The 13,786-nt window shown below is 63.1% G+C and carries 9 protein-coding genes and 1 pseudogene; 4 read left to right on the forward strand and 6 right to left on the reverse strand.

All coding sequences use genetic code 11. The features are described 5' to 3' along the window. A partial coding sequence (locus H8A95_RS18915) for a caspase family protein (RefSeq protein ID WP_229184487.1) occupies window positions 1-1,141 on the reverse strand: 1,141 nt, incomplete at its 3' end. Between the two features lie 195 nt (window positions 1,142-1,336). On the opposite strand from H8A95_RS18915, the gene H8A95_RS18920 reads away from it, so the two are divergent. From H8A95_RS18920 to H8A95_RS18935, 4 genes are all read left to right on the forward strand, one after another. Beyond that, on the forward strand, window positions 1,337-2,008 hold the full coding sequence (locus tag H8A95_RS18920; RefSeq protein ID WP_229184488.1) for a DUF4286 family protein: 672 nt from the start codon (window positions 1,337-1,339) through the stop codon (window positions 2,006-2,008). Window positions 2,009-2,262: 254 nt separating this feature from the next. After that, window positions 2,263-4,062, forward strand: a complete 1,800-nt coding sequence (locus tag H8A95_RS18925; protein ID WP_229184489.1) for an FAD-dependent oxidoreductase — start codon at window positions 2,263-2,265, stop codon at window positions 4,060-4,062. Continuing rightward, the gene (locus H8A95_RS18930; RefSeq protein ID WP_229184490.1) at window positions 4,032-5,879 is read left to right on the forward strand and encodes a 2-oxoacid:acceptor oxidoreductase subunit alpha; all 1,848 of its coding nucleotides are present in this window, start codon (window positions 4,032-4,034) and stop codon (window positions 5,877-5,879) included. Before H8A95_RS18925 ends, H8A95_RS18930 begins: the two co-directional genes overlap by 31 nt. Continuing rightward, complete coding sequence (locus H8A95_RS18935) at window positions 5,876-6,931, forward strand: 2-oxoacid:ferredoxin oxidoreductase subunit beta (protein WP_194459507.1); 1,056 nt, start codon at window positions 5,876-5,878, stop codon at window positions 6,929-6,931. Before H8A95_RS18930 ends, H8A95_RS18935 begins: the two co-directional genes overlap by 4 nt. Window positions 6,932-7,175: 244 nt before the next feature. Here the strand turns inward: H8A95_RS18935 and H8A95_RS18940 are convergent, their stop codons facing one another. From H8A95_RS18940 to H8A95_RS18960, 5 genes and pseudogenes are all read right to left on the reverse strand, one after another. Continuing rightward, on the reverse strand, window positions 7,176-8,372 hold the full coding sequence (locus tag H8A95_RS18940; RefSeq protein WP_420839427.1) for an ABC transporter substrate-binding protein: 1,197 nt from the start codon (window positions 8,370-8,372) through the stop codon (window positions 7,176-7,178). A 36-nt stretch (window positions 8,373-8,408) separates the two neighbouring features. Continuing rightward, the gene (locus tag H8A95_RS18945) at window positions 8,409-8,579 is read right to left on the reverse strand and encodes a hypothetical protein (RefSeq protein ID WP_229184492.1); all 171 of its coding nucleotides are present in this window, start codon (window positions 8,577-8,579) and stop codon (window positions 8,409-8,411) included. Between the two features lie 47 nt (window positions 8,580-8,626). After that, the gene (locus H8A95_RS18950) at window positions 8,627-10,171 is read right to left on the reverse strand and encodes a SpoVR family protein (RefSeq protein WP_229184493.1); all 1,545 of its coding nucleotides are present in this window, start codon (window positions 10,169-10,171) and stop codon (window positions 8,627-8,629) included. A 4-nt stretch (window positions 10,172-10,175) separates the two neighbouring features. Further along, window positions 10,176-11,444 (reverse strand): YeaH/YhbH family protein, encoded by a 1,269-nt coding sequence (locus H8A95_RS18955; protein ID WP_229184511.1) that lies wholly within the window; start codon window positions 11,442-11,444, stop codon window positions 10,176-10,178. A 115-nt stretch (window positions 11,445-11,559) separates the two neighbouring features. Beyond that, window positions 11,560-13,502 (reverse strand): annotated as a pseudogene (locus H8A95_RS18960) (PrkA family serine protein kinase). Window positions 13,503-13,786: the final 284 nt, after the last annotated feature.

The raw sequence follows: 13,786 nt of genomic DNA on the forward strand, positions 1-13,786 counted from the left end.
CGATCTCGTCGGGCGGCGGCGGCGGCACGTCATAATCGATCGCCGCGAACTGCGGCGGCGGCTCCAGCGCGGCCGACAGATAGGAGAGCCGGCGCCTTGCGTCGTAAGCATGCGGCCCGCGCGGATAGCGCCGCAGGTACGACCAATACGCATCAGCCGTGTCGGCGTTGTAGGTGCGCCGCCAGGTGATGGCCTCGCGCCGCGCCGCCACGATCGCGCGCACGCGCTTGGCCAACGGATCGGTCGGGTAGGCCTGCAGATAGTCCTCGTAGCCTTGCAGCGTGTCGCGCTCCAGCGCCGCGGCATAGGCATCCTGGGCCGGGAAATCGCGGATCGGCTTGGTGCGCAGTCCGGCGTCGACCTGCTGCGGCGGCGCATCCGGCTTGCGCTCGAAGAACATGAAGGGCGCGTCGACCTTCTGCGCATTCCACGGGATCTCGGCGCCCTTGGTCATCTCGTTGACGCGCAGGCGGACGCGGTCGAACACCTCGGGCAAGGTCAGGCCGCCGGCGCGAATCATCTCCGCCAGCGCTTGCGCGTAGGGTCCGTAAGGCGGCGCACCGTCGGGGGCGACGGTGCCGGGCGCCGAATTGAAAGCGATCAGCATCTTCGGATCGGGATCGACCAGCGCAAGGCCGCCGGCCAGCGGCTGGCCGTCCTTGGCGAAGGAATTGCTGCGCGCCGCATCGAGCACAATCACGCCGGCCTTGATCGGCAGCGCCGACAGCTGATGGCTGTAATCGGAGAGGCGAATCGCCTCGACCGGCACGTCGGTGTCGCGGGCGATCTTGGCATCCACCGGCACGAAGTAATTCTCGCCGGTGAGCTGCACGCCGTAGCCGGCGAGGTAGACGAAGGCCACGGCGTTGGGCCCCGCGTCCTGCACCTTCTGGATGAAATCGCGGAACGACTTGCGGAGCGTCTCGCTGTCGAGATCGCGTGCCCCGATCACGTCGAAGCCGGCGGCCTGCAGCGTTTGCGCGATCAACCCGGCGTCGTTCGCGGCGGTCTGCAACGCGCTCGCCTGATAGGCGCCGTTGCCGACGACGAGCGCAAGGCGTTTCTCCTGGTCCTGCGCATGCACGGGAAGCGACGCAAGCGACACCAGACCGACGATCAATGCCCACAGAATGCGCGCCATAGTGGTCGTCCCTTTTCTTCTCAAGAGTTGGCGTAACGGATGGAAATGCTACTTCCGTGAATACGCGCTGAACAGGATTGCGGCAATTGTGGCAATCCTTGGTCTGAGCCGTCCTTGCCGCCCCGGACCCCGCTTCCCTGACCAGCGCCGTTCGGCGATATTATGCAGATAAAACAGGCAAAAAGGGAGCACTCGATGCCAATCGCCGGACAAGGCATGCTGCTGACGTCGATGGATATCGACAGCTTACACGAAGCTGAATTCAATCTCTGGTACGACCGCGAGCATCTCGAAGAACGAGTCGCGATCGACGGATTCCTGGAAGCCCGCCGCTACATCGCCCATGACGGCAGGCCGAAATATCTCAGCCTCTACTCGACCGCGACCTTCGACGTGCTCGAGAGCCCGGCCTACCGCAAGGCGCTCGCCAGCCAGACCGACTGGTCGAAGGCCAACATCGCGCGCTTCCAGAACATGATCCGCGGGGTCTCCCGCATCACGATCAGCCGCGGCGTCGGCCGCGGCGCCGCGCTCGGCATCATCCGCCTGCGCCCGCCGGCCGACGGCGCGGACAAACTCCGCGCTGCATTGCGGGAGCAACTCGATCCCGCCGCGCGCGACGGCATCATCTCGATGCACCTTTTGGAGAACGATCCCGTGCTGTCGAAGCCGCTGACACCGGACGCCGACAAAGCCGATCCCGGCGCCGGCGACTGGTTCGTACTGATCGACGCCACTGACGTTGGCGCAGTCCCTGCGGCCGCAACGGCCATCACCGGCAACGCTGCCTTGAAGCAGTTCGTGGTCACCAGCGGCGTCTACAGGCTGTTGTGGGATATCGCCAAGAGCGATCTTCCGCGCGCGTAACAAGCGCGGCTTGAAGCGCGCTTTGGCGGTGCAGTCATGCTGCACCGCCACATAACGAAAACGAGATTAACGCTGAGCGCACATCAGCCGCGCGAAAGCAGATGATCGGACAATTTAGCCTTTGCCTTCTCTGGAACGGCTCTAATAAGATAAACCTATGATCCAATTCAAAAACCAGAACAACGCCACGTGAGCGTTCGTCGTCAACGATAAGGCCGCGCGGTCAGGCATTTTCGCGCGGGTCAAAGGTAGGAATGAAACCGACTGATATCTCGGCGCCGGATTACTTTCATAAAGTAGTCGATTGCCAATGGGCCTGCCCCGCACACACCCCCGTTCCCGAGTACATCCGGTTGATTGCTGAGGGGCGTTACAGCGACGCCTACATGATCAATTGGAAGTCCAACGTGTTCCCCGGCATTCTCGGGCGCACCTGTGACCGTCCATGCGAGCCGGCGTGCCGCCGCGGCCGCGTCGAGGACAATCCGGTCGCGATCTGCCGCCTGAAGCGCGTCGCCGCCGACTTCAAGGACGACATCAAGCATCGCCTGCCGAAGCCGGGTCCGAAGAACGGCAAGCGCGTCGCACTGGTCGGCGGCGGCCCCGCCTCGCTCGCCGTGGCGCGCGATCTCGCCCCGCTCGGCTATCACTGCACCGTGTTCGACGGCGATCCCAAGGCCGGCGGCATGATGCGCAGCCAGATCCCGAAATTCCGCCTGCCCGACAGCGTGATCGACGAGGAAACCGACTACATCCTCGACCTCGGCGTCGAGTTCAAGGGCGGCCAGCGCATCGACAGCCTGAAGCAGCTGCTCTCCGAGAATTATGACGCGATCTTCGTCGGAAGCGGCGCGCCGCGCGGCCGCGAGCTCGACATTCCCGGCCGCAAGGAGGCCGCCGCCAACATCCATATCGGCATCGAGTGGCTGGCCAACGTGTCCTTCGGCCACGTCGAAAAGATCGGCCGCCGCGTCATCGTGCTCGGCGGCGGCAACACCGCGATGGATTGCTGCCGCACCGCGCGCCGCCTCGGCGGCGAGAGCGTCAAGGTGGTCGTCCGCTCCGGCTTCGAGGAGATGAAGGCTTCGCCGTGGGAGAAGGAAGACGCCCTCCATGAGGACATCCCGATCCTCAACTACATGGTTCCGGTGGCGTTCAAGCATGTGGCCGGCAAGCTGATCGGCGTGATCTTCCAGAAGGTGAAGGCGGAGTACGACGCCAAGGGCCGGCGCAATCTGGTGCCCTCGGGCGAGCCGGACGAGACCATCCCCTGCGACGATGTGCTCGTTGCGGTCGGCCAGGAGAATGCGTTCCCCTGGATCGAAGCCGATTGCGGCATTGAATTCGACAAGTGGCACATGCCGAAGGTCGACACCAAGACGTTCGTCTCGACCAATCCCAAGGTGTTCTTCGGCGGCGACGCTGCGTTCGGGCCGAAGAACATCATCTGGGCGGTGGCGCACGGCCACGACGCCGCGCTCTCCATTCACAAGATGCTGTCCGGCGAGGACATCAACGAGCGCGCGCTGCCCGAGGTGCATGTTTCCTCGCAGAAGATGGGCATCCACGAGTGGAGCTACGACAACGACATCTCCACTGACAAGCGCTTCAAGGTGCCGCATCGCGACAAGGTGATCGCGCTGAAGGACATCCGCGCCGAGGTCGAGCTGGGCTACGACCTCAAGCTCGCGCTCGGCGAAGCGGAGCGCTGCCTGAACTGCGACGTGCAGACGGTGTTTGCCGCGCCGCTCTGCATCGAATGCGACGCCTGCGTCGACATCTGTCCGATGGACTGCATCAGCTTCACCGAGAACGGCGAGGAGGATGATTTGCGGCAGCGGCTGAAGGCGCCCTCGCCGCATCACGACCAGGCGCTCTACGTCTCCGGCGACCTGAAGACCGGCCGCGTCATGGTGAAAGACGAAGACGTCTGCCTGCATTGCGGACTGTGTGCCGAGCGCTGCCCGACCGGCGCCTGGGACATGCAGAAGTACCTCATCGATATGGTTCAAGCGGGATCAACATGTCAGTCCAAAGCCCGATCAGCAGCGTAAACGACTTCGTCGTCCGTTTCGCCAACGTCAACGGTTCGGGCTCGGCTTCCGCCAACGAGCTGTTCGCACGTTCGATCCTGCGCCACGGCGTGCCGGTGTCGCCGCGCAACATCTTCCCCTCCAACATCCAGGGGCTGCCGACCTGGTATGAGGTGCGCGTCACCGAGGACGGCCATCTCGGCGCTCGCGGCGCTGTCGACATGATGGTGGCGATGAATCCGCAGACCTGGGACAAGGACGTCGCCTCGATCCAGCCCGGCGGCTATCTGTTCTATGATTCGACCAAGCCGATGCCGACGTCGAAATTCCGCGAGGACATCACGGTGATCGGCGTGCCGCTGACCGCGATCACCAACTCGACCTACACCGATCCCAGGCAGCGCCAGCTGTTCAAGAACATCATCTATCTCGGCGCGCTCTGCGCGCTGCTCGACCTCGATCCCAAGCTTGTCGAGCAGCTGATCGGCGAGCAGTACAAGGGCAAGGAGAAGCTGCTCTCCTCCAACGTCCATGCGCTGCATCTCGGCCGTGACTGGGCGCTGCAGAACCTGAAATGCCCGATCGGGCTCAGGGTGAAGAAGTCCGACAAGGTCGGCGATCGTATCTTCATCGAGGGCAACAGCGCGGCCGCGCTCGGCGCCGTCTATGGCGGCGCCACGGTGTGCGCCTGGTATCCGATCACGCCGTCATCGTCGGTGGCCGAAGCCTTCACCAGCCATTGCAAGAAGTATCGCCACGATCCCGAGACCGGCAAGGCGAAATACGCGATCGTGCAGGGTGAGGACGAGCTCGCCTCGATCGGTATCGTGATCGGCGCCTCCTGGAACGGTGCGCGGGCTTTCACCGCGACCTCGGGTCCGGGCATCTCGCTGATGACCGAGTTCATCGGCCTGTCCTATTTCGCCGAGATCCCGGCCGTGATCATGAACATCCAGCGCGCCGGCCCCTCGACCGGCATGCCGACCCGCACCCAGCAATGCGACGTGATCGCCTGCGCCTATGCCTCGCACGGCGACACCAAGCACGTGCTGCTGTTCCCGGAGGATCCGGCCGAGGCGTTCGAGTTCGCTGCCGCTGCCTTTGATCTCGCCGAGCGGCTGCAGACCACGATCTTCCTGATGCTCGATCTCGACATCGGCATGAATCACCGGCTGTGCCGCCCGCTGAAGTGGGATGACGCGAAGCAATATGACCGCGGCAAGGTGATGACGGCGGAGATGCTCGAGGAAGGCCGCGACTTCGGCCGCTACCTCGACGTCGACGGCGACGGCATCCCCTATCGCACCTATCCCGGCACGCATCCGACCAAGGGCTCCTACTTCACCCGCGGCACCTCGCGCGACCGTTACGCGCGCTATTCCGAGGAAGGCGCCGTCTACGCCGACAACATGCAGCGCCTGGTACGCAAGTTCGAGACCGCGCAGGACATGGTGCCGCGGCCGTTGCAGGCCAATGCGGCAAAGCCGACCAAGTATGGCGTGCTCTATTTCGGCTCGACCTCGCCCGCGATGGACGAGGCGATCGGGATTTTGGAGGCCCGCGGCCATCAGCTCGACCGCATGCGCATCCGCGCCTTCCCGTTCCACTCCAGCGTCGCGAGCTTCATCGCCGATCACGACTTCGTCTACGTGGTCGAGCAGAACCGCGACGCGCAGCTCCGTCAGCTGATCGTCAACGAGAACGGCATCGACCCGGTCAGGCTGGTGCCGATCCTGCACTATGACGGCACGCCGATCACCGCGCGCTTCATCGCCAACGCGATCGGCGACCACCAGGATCATCTCAAGGTGACCCCTCTCCGCAAGGCCGTGACATGACCTACATAGCAAAGCCGAAATTTCATCATCCCGGCCTGAAGAAGAACGAGCTGGGCTATACCCACCGCGACTACGAGGGGAAGATCTCGACCCTGTGCGCCGGCTGCGGCCACGATTCGATCACCGCCTCGATCATCGAGGCCTGCTACGAGCTGTCGATCGAGCCGCATCGGGTGGCGAAGATTTCCGGCATCGGCTGCTCGTCGAAAACCCCGGACTATTTCCTCGGCAACTCGCACGGCTTCAACTCGGTGCATGGCCGCATGCCGTCGGTGCTGACCGGCGCCAACCTCGCCAACCGCGACCTGATCTATCTCGGCGTTTCCGGCGACGGCGACAGCGCCTCGATCGGCTTCGGCCAATTCGCGCATTCGATCCGGCGCGCCGTCAACATGACCTATATCGTCGAGAACAACGGCGTCTACGGCCTGACCAAGGGCCAGTTCTCTGCGACCGCCGACCGCGGCTCGAAGTCCAAGAAGGGCGTCACCAACACCGACAACGCGATCGACCTGGTCGCAATCGCGCTGCAACTCGGGGCCACCTTCGTGGCGCGCAGCTTCTCCGGCGACAAGACGCAATTGGTTCCCTTGATTGCCGCTGCGATCCGCCATAAAGGCGCGTCCTTCATCGACGTGATCAGCCCGTGCATCGCCTTCAACAACCACGCCGGCTCGACCAAGAGCTTCGATTATGTGCGCGAGCACAATGACGCGGTGAACCGGCTCGACGTGCTGGTCGGCCGCGATCCGATCAGCGTCGACTATGCGCCCGGCACCGTGCAGGTGGTCGAGCAGCATGACGGCTCGCGGCTCGCGCTGCGCAAGCTCGACGCCGACTACGATCCGCATGATCGGCTCGGCGCGATGACCTTCCTGCAGAAGCATGCGGCCAAGGGCCAGATCGTCACCGGCCTGCTCTATGTCGATCCGGAGGCCGAGGATCTGCACACCCATCTCGACACCGTCGAGACGCCGCTCAACACGCTGGACGAACAGGCGCTCTGCCCCGGCTCGGCCGTGCTGGACAAGATCAACGCCAGCTTGCGGTAAATTCGAATTCGGTTACAGACCGGGCCTTCCGTTCCACCGGAAGGCCCGGTTTGCGTTTAGTCGGCTACTTGTGCAGCAAACTCTATGTCGTCCCTGCCTAGTGCGCAATTGCGCACGGGAGCAGGGACCCATAACCACCGATGCAGATTGTCGAGCTGCGCTGGAACAACGAGTCCCGTTCACAACAGAGGGCACGGCGTATGGGTCCCTGCTTTCGCAGGGACGACAGCGGAGTTGGTGACGACTACTTGTCGCTCAGCACGTCGCCGAACAGTGCCCAGGACTTGCCGTCGAACCGTGCCATCTGGATCTGTCGGATCGGCGTCACATTGTCGGGCTCGGTCTGCACCTTGATGCCCGGCAGCAGCATCGGCAGTTCCAGCGCCTTCAGGTTGGTCGCCTGCTTGATGATGTTGTCGCGGCTGTAGTCGCCGTTGCAGTTCTTCAGCACCGCCGTCATGACTTGCGCGACCGTGTAGCCCTGCACGTTGAAGAGATCACCTGCCCTCGCGTTCGGCTGATACTTCTTCATCCAGGCCGCAAACTCCTTCTGCGCGGGATCGTCGGCCCAGCGCGGATCGGTCGGGTCCTTCAGATAGAGGCCGGTCACGACCCCGATCACATTCTCGAGCCCGGCCGGCTCGAGCACCGCCGAGACCGAGTTGGAGACAGTCGGCAGGATGGTCAACGGCTTCCAGCCCATGCTCGCCGCCTTGCGCAACGCCTGCGCCGCGAATTTCGGGGTCGCTTCGGCGAAGAACACGTCCGCGCCAGACTCGCGCATCGTCACCATCTGGGAATCGATGGTCGGGTCGGTCGTGAGGTAGGTGGTCTCGGCCACGATCTGGCCGACATGCTCACCAAGCCCGTCCTTGAAACCCCTGAGATAATCCTTGCCGGCGTCCTCGTTCGGCGTGATCACCGCGATCTTCGCATCCGGCTTGGTCTTCAGGATGTATTTTGCGTAGAGCCGACCTTCGAGCTCGTAGGTTGGATTGAAACCGACCGTCCACGGGAATTGCTTCGGATCGTTCCAGCGCGTCGCGCCCGAGGACACGAACAACTGCGGCACTTTCTTGATGTTCAGGTACTTCTGCACGGAGATATTGGGCGCGGTGCCGACAGCGCTGAAGATCGCGAGCACCTCGTCCTGCTCGACGAGCTTGCGCGTCTGCTCGACCGTCTTCGACGGCGAATAGGCGTCGTCGAGACTCTCGAAGTCGATCTTGCGGCCGTTGATGCCGCCCTGATCGTTGAGCATCTGGAAATACGCGGCTTCGGCGCGCGCGATGGTGCCGTAGGCGGACGCCGGACCGCTGTAGGGCGCGGTGTTTCCTATTCTGATCGCGCTTTCGGCTGCGATGGATGGCGCGATCGAGGCGGCCGTGAGCACGGTGAAGGCGAGCAGGCCCGCCAGGCAAGAGCGAGTTGACAAGAGCATATCCTTTTCTTGGTTTTCTTGACGCGGCGCACATTATCAATCGCGCCGGAGCAGGCAATCACCAAGAAAGCCGCCGCGGAATTTCCGCATGCCGGCAATCACGTTCGCGCACGGAACGTGATGTGTTTTCAAAGCCTGCAATGTTGCCGGGATGTTCATGATGTGAGCCTTCGCCGGACGCGAAGGTTCACCGAGCAAGATCTGCATTCCGCGCGGCGGGCTGCGCCGCGCTCAGGTCAGCGAGAGCGTCATCCTCAAGCCGCGACCGCTGCCGCGCGCGGACTGACGACGTATTCCTTCAGCACCTTATCGGTACCGTCGACTTCGGTCAGCGCGACGTCGTAGGTCCAAAGATCGGCGAGATGCTGCAGCACGCGCCGTGTGTCGGTCTCGTTGAGCTGAGCGCCCTTCACGGTGGTGTGGCGCAGCATCAGGCGGCGATCGCCGTCGAGATCGACATCCACGACCTCGATATTGGCATCGACGAACCCGACGTCGTATTGCCGCGCCAGCTCACGACGAACCCGGCGGTAGCCACGTTCGTCATGGATCGCATCGACCTTGATCCCCTGGCTTTCGGCGGGGTCGTCGTGCAGATGGAACATGCGGAAGCGCCGGATCAATGCCGGACTGAGGAACTGGTTGATGAAGCTCTCGTCGCGATAGTTGCTCCAGATCTCGCGCAGCACGCCCTCGACGTCACCCTTGCCGGCGATGTCAGGGAACCAGTCACGGTCCTCGTCTTCCGGATTCTTCACGATCCGCTCGATGTCCTGCATCATGGCGAAGCCGAGCGCATAGGGATTGAAGCCGGAATAGCGGCGGTCATCGAACTCGGGCTGGAACACCACATTGGTGTGCGACTGCAGGAATTCGAGGAAGTTTCCGTCGGTGATCCGGCCCTGCTGATGCAGCCGGTTCATGATGCGGTAATGGGTGTAGGTCGCGGTGCCCTCGTTCATCACCTTGGTCTGACCCTGCGGGTAGAAGTACTGCGCGATGTGGCGCACGATGCGAATGAGCTCGCGCTGCCAGGGTGCAAGGCGCGGCGCGGTCTTCTCGAGAAAATAGAGGATGTTCTCCTGCGGCAGACCGAGCAGGGCGCGGCGGCGCTCGGCGGTGAGCGCGGCCTTGCTCTTGGCCTTGGTGTTCGGCACCGTCCGCCACAAATCGTTGAACACGGCCTCCTCGTGCTGCCGGCGCTCGCCGGCCCGCTTCTCCTCGGCACGCAAATCGAGCGTCTTCTTTCCGGGATAGCGATCGACGCCATGCGACATCAGCGCATGCGCGGCGTCAAGCGTGCGCTCGACCGTCTCGCGGCCATGACGGTCCTCGCAGACTGCGATGTAACCCTTGGCGAATTCGAGATAGTCGAGGATGCCCTCGGCATCGGTCCACTGCTTGAACAAATAGTTGTTCTTGAAGAAGTGATTGTGCCCGAACGCCGCGTGCGCGATCACCAGCGTCTGCATCGTCGCCGTGTTCTCTTCCATCAAATAGGAGATGCACGGCGAGGAATTGATCACGATCTCATAGGCGAGGCCCATCAGGCCCTTGCGGTAGGACGCTTCCTGGAAGGCGAACTGTTTGCCGAACGACCAGTGCTTGTAGAACAGCGGCATGCCGACCGACGAGTAGGCGTCGAGCATCTGCTCGGCGGTGATCACCTCGATCTGGTTGGGATAGACGTCGAGCCCGAGTTCGGTGCGCGCGATCTTCTCGCAGGCGTCGTGAACCCGCTGCAAGGTCTGGAAATCCCAGTCGGCGCCATCGAACAGCAGTTCCCCGGAAGAACCCATCACGCTACACCCTTTCCTGCTTGCTGCGGCGCTTGAACAGCTCCTGGAACACCGGGAAGATCTCGCCGCGTTCGCTGACCTTGCGCATCGACAGCGGCTGGCCCTCGTTGCGCAGGCGCTCATAGAGCGTCCAGAGCGAGGAGTCCGGCATGTCGAAGGTATAGTTGGCGGCTTCACCGACCTCGAGATAGGCGAAGAACTGGCAGACCGGCAGAATCTTGTCGGTCAGCAATTGCCCGGTCAGCCCGCTGTCCGAGGTCATGTTGTCGCCGTCGGAGGCTTGCGCAGCGTAGATGTTCCAGTCGGCGGGACGGAAGCGGGTGCGGACGATGTCGTTCATCGCGACCAGCGCGCTCGACACCAGCGTGCCGCCGGAAGCCGGCCCATGGAAGAACGTATCCTCGTCCACCTCCTCGGCGCGGTCGGTGTGCCGGATGAACACGATCTCGACGTGCTTGTAGCGCCGCTTCAGGAACACGTAGAGCAGCATGTAAAACCGCTTTGCCAGGTCCTTCATGTGCTCGGACATCGAGCCCGAGACGTCCATCAGGCAGAACATCACGGCCTGCGCCACCGGCTTCGGCACCGTCTCGAAGCGGCGGTAGCGGATATCGATCGGATCGATGAACGGAATTCGCTTGGCCTTGGCCTTCAGCGCCTCGAGCAGCGCCAGCAACTCGGTGCGGCGCGTCTCGTCGTCGCACTCTGCAAGCTCCGCCTCGAGCGTCTCGATCTCGTCCTTGCGCGGCCGGCGCAACGCCACGCGTCGCGCCAGCGCCCGGCTCACCGTGCGACTGATCGAGATGTTGGCGGGCGAGCCCGATGTCGCATAACCCGCGCGGCGGATCCCCTCGCTCTCGGTCTCCGCGAGCTTGCGCTTGGCAAGATCGGGCAATTCGAGGTCGTCGAGGAAGAGATCGACGAACTCCTCGCGGCTGAGCACGAAGCGGAAGGCGTCCTCGCTGTCGCCCTCGCCCGCGCCGGAGCCCTTGGCGCCGCCCTGGTTCGGGCGTTGCAGCCAGTCGCCCTCGACGAACTTCTTGTTGCCCGGCATCACCATGTCGCGCGTGCCGCCTTCGCGCCGGAACCGCGGCTCGTCCATGCCGTCCAGCGGGATGGTCACTTCGCCGCCCTCCAGGACATCCTTGATGTCCCGGTCCTGAGACGACTTCTTGACGGCTCCCTGCACCAGCGCCTTGGCGCGCCGCAGGAACCGCTGCCGGTTCTCCAGGCTCTTGCTACCCGGATTCAACCGCCGATCGACGATATGCATGACCACGTTGCATCTGCCTCACCGGATGCGATCATGACCAGTCGCATCGCATTTTTCTTGGACGGGACGGAACGGGACGAAACGGAAAGCCGATGCCGGCTTTCCGGATCGTGTACTAGCCGGCCTGCTTCACCCGCATGTACCACTCGACGAGGCGGCGGACCTGACGCTCGGTATAGCCGCGCTCCACCATCCGCTCGACGAACTCGCCGTGCTTCTTCTCGGTCTCGCCGTCCTTCTTGGAGCCGAACGAGATCACCGGAAGCAGATCCTCGACCTGGGAGAATATCCGCTTCTCGATCACGTCGCGGACCTTTTCGTAGGAGGTCCAGCTCGGGTTCTTGCCGTTGTTGTGCGCCCGCGAGCGCAGCGAGAACTTGACGACCTCGTTGCGGAAGTCCTTCGGGTTGGCGATGCCGGCCGGCTTCTCGATCTTGGTCAGCTCCTGGTTCAGCAGCTCGCGGTTCATCAGCTGGCCGGTGTCGGGATCCTTGAAGTCCTGATCCTCGATCCAGGCGTCGGCATAATCGACGTAGCGGTCGAACAGGTTCTGGCCGTAGTCGGAGTAGGATTCCAGATAGGCTTTCTGGATCTCGTTGCCGATGAACTCGGCGTAGCGCGGCGCAAGGTCGGCCTTGATGAATTCGAGATAGCGCTTCTCGGTCTCGTCGGCCAGCTGCTCGCGCCGGATCGCCTGCTCCAGCACATACATCAGGTGCACCGCGTCGGCGCCGACCTCTGTGGTGTCGTGGTTGAAGGTCGAGGCCAGCACCTTGAAGGCGAAGCGGGTGGAGACGCCGTCCATGCCTTCGTCGACGCCGGCAGCGTCCTTGTATTCCTGCACGCTGCGCGCCTTCGGATCGGACTCCTTCAGGCTCTCGCCGTCATAGACCCGCATCTTGGCAAACAGCGTCGAGTTCTCGTGCTTGCGCAGGCGCGACATCACCGAGAAGCGGGCCAGCGTTTCCAGCGTGCCGGCGCGCACGGCGCGGCGGCAAGCTCGGAGGTCTGGATCAGCTTCTCGTAGATCTTCTGCTCCTCGGCGACCCGCAGGCAGTACGGCACCTTGATGACGCAGATGCGGTCGATGAAGGCTTCGTTGTTCTTGTTGGTCTTGAAGCTCTGCCACTCGGCTTCGTTGGAGTGCGCGAGGATGATGCCGGTGAACGGGATCGCACCGATGTTCTCGGTGCCGATGTAGTTGCCTTCCTGCGTCGCGGTCAGCAGCGGGTGCAGCATCTTGATCGGCGCCTTGAACATTTCGACGAACTCGAGCACGCCCTGGTTGGCGCGGTTGAGGCCGCCGGAATAGCTGTAGGCGTCGGGATCGTTCTGGGCATAGGTCTCGAGCTTGCGGATGTCGACCTTGCCGACCAGCGAGGAGATGTCCTGGTTGTTCTCGTCACCGGGCTCGGTCTTGGCGACCGCGATCTGGCGCAGCCGGGAGGGCTGGATGCGCGCGACGCGGAACTGCGAGATGTCGCCGCCGAAGGATTCGAGCCGCTTGTAGGCCCAGGGCGACATCAGCCCGCTCAGCCGGCGGCGCGGAATGCCGTACTTCTCCTCGATCATCGGCCCGAGCTGCTCCGGATCGAACAGTCCGAGCGGGCTCTCGAACACCGGCGACAGCTCGTCACCCGCCTTCAGCACGTAGATCGGATGAATTTCCATCAGCGCCTTGATGCGCTCGGCGAGCGACGACTTGCCGCCGCCGACCGGCCCGAGCAGGTAGAGGATCTGCTTGCGCTCCTCGAGGCCCTGCGCGGCGTGACGGAAGAAGCCGACCAGCCGCTCGATCGTGTCCTCCATGCCGTAGAAGCCGGCGAAGGCCGGATACGAACGTATCGTACGGTTCAAAAAGATACGGCCAAGGCGTGGGTCCTTGGCCGTGTCGATCATCTGGGGCTCACCGATTGCCGCTAATAACCGCTCGGCCGCATTGGCATATCGCATCGGATCACTTCGACACGACTCCAGATACTCGGCCATCGACATGTCGGTCTGGCTTCGCGCTTCAAACGACCTTGCGAAGGCGTTGAACAAAGAATCGTTGTACATGATCCCTCTCTCCACGATATGTATCGCCGCACGACTGACACGAGTCGTAACCAGAGCGTCCAAGGATCGAATCAGCGTCGGCACGCTGGGTCCATTGGACACTCGACCGACTCACTTCGGCAATGCACGGCGCGTGCAGCCCCTGCCTTATCAACAGGCAGGAAGCTTAATGGTTCATCAATATCCCCCGTTGGTAACCTGATTTTAGCGGTTGTAACCCCTCAGCCACATCCGTGGTTTACCGGGGCCCAGGCTTCCGAGGCAGACATCCGAGCGGGGCAACT

This window comes from Bradyrhizobium oropedii (genome assembly GCF_020889685.1).
GTDB lineage: Bacteria > Pseudomonadota > Alphaproteobacteria > Rhizobiales > Xanthobacteraceae > Bradyrhizobium > Bradyrhizobium oropedii.